1 rRNA gene is annotated in these 1,489 nt (G+C 34.8%); it reads left to right on the top strand.

Annotated features, from left to right (window positions below):
* The first annotated feature begins 62 nt into the window (after positions 1 to 62).
* A 16S ribosomal RNA gene (locus AC3AYF_RS20900) occupies positions 63 to 1,489 on the top strand.

The raw sequence follows: 1,489 nt of genomic DNA, 5'->3' as shown, positions 1-1,489 counted from the left end.
ATATCTGACAATAAAGGTATAGGTATAAGTATATTTATATACCTAAGACCTATACCATAAAAAATTTTTTGAGTTTGATGATGGCTCTGATTGAACGCTGTCCAAGTACTTGACACATGCTAATCGAACGACTAATTAGTTAAAAAACTAAGTAGTAGTGGTGTACAGGTGAGTAAAAGATAATTTGGCTACCTTAAAGTAAGGGGAAAATCCCTTATAGAAAAAAGGAAAATAAAAGTCCGCTTTAAGATGTTAATTATTATCACGGTGAGTAGTAGTAAAGGTAATGACTTTACTAGCTAAATCCGTAGTCGTGACTGAGAGGTCGATCGACCACATTGGGTCTGAAAAAACCCCAATGCGTTTTAGTACAGCAGTGAGGAATATTGGTCAATGGCCGAAAGGCTGAACCAGTAACTTGGAAGAATGAAAGTGTATTATAATAATACAATAACGATTAAGTCGTATAAAATTCTAAATAGAATAATGATAATGACAATTTTCTATTTATAAGTCTTGACCAAACTACGTGCCAGCAGTCGCGGTAATACGTAGAAGACTAGTGTTAATCATCTTTATTAGGTTTAAAGGGTACCTAGACGGTAAATTAAACTCTAAATGAGTACTTGTTTACTAGAGTTTTATGTAAGGAGGAAGAATTTCTGGAGTAGTGATTTAATATGAATAATCTCAGAGAGACTGGTAACGGCGAAGGCATCCTTCTATGTAAAAACTGACGTTGAGGGACGAAGGCTTGGGTAGCGAGAAGGATTAGATACCCTAGTAGTCCAAGCAGACAATGATGAATGTCATAGACTAGATATAAATTTAGTCTATAAATGAAAGTGTAAGCATTCCACCTCAAGAGTACTATGGCAACATATAAACTGAAATCATTAGACCGTTTCTGAGACCAGTAGTGAAGTATGTTATTTAATTCGATGACCCGCGAAAAACCTTACCACAGTTTGAATATTTTACAAGCGCTGCACGGCTGTCTTTAGTTAATGTCGTGAGATCTGGTTAAGTCCTTTAATTAACGAAAACCCTCACTTTATTTATATATATAAAGTGGATCGCCAATATATAGGTTAGATAATAGGGATTAAGACAAGTCATCATGGCCTTAATACTGTGGGCTATAGACGTGCCACATATGCCTTTACAAAGGGATGCGATTTTGTGAAATTGAGCTAATCCCCCAAAAAAGGATATAATATGGATTGTAGTCTGTAACTCGACTACATGAATAAGGAATTACTAGTAATCGTGAATCACCATCGTCACGGTGAATTTAAAATCAGTTGGGTACTAACCACTCGTCAGGCGCTGAAAGAAGTATGTGCAAGAAGTTTGATTTGCTTATATTTTTAATATATATAATTAGTTATATAAATTTATAAGTTAAATTTTCGTATGCATGACTTTGATTGGTGTTAAGTCGAAATATGGTTCGTGTAATGGAAATTGCACGGGATGAATTAACATT

This window comes from Salinicola sp. (genome assembly GCF_982684285.1).
This window is presented reverse-complemented; position numbering and strand designations above follow the sequence as displayed.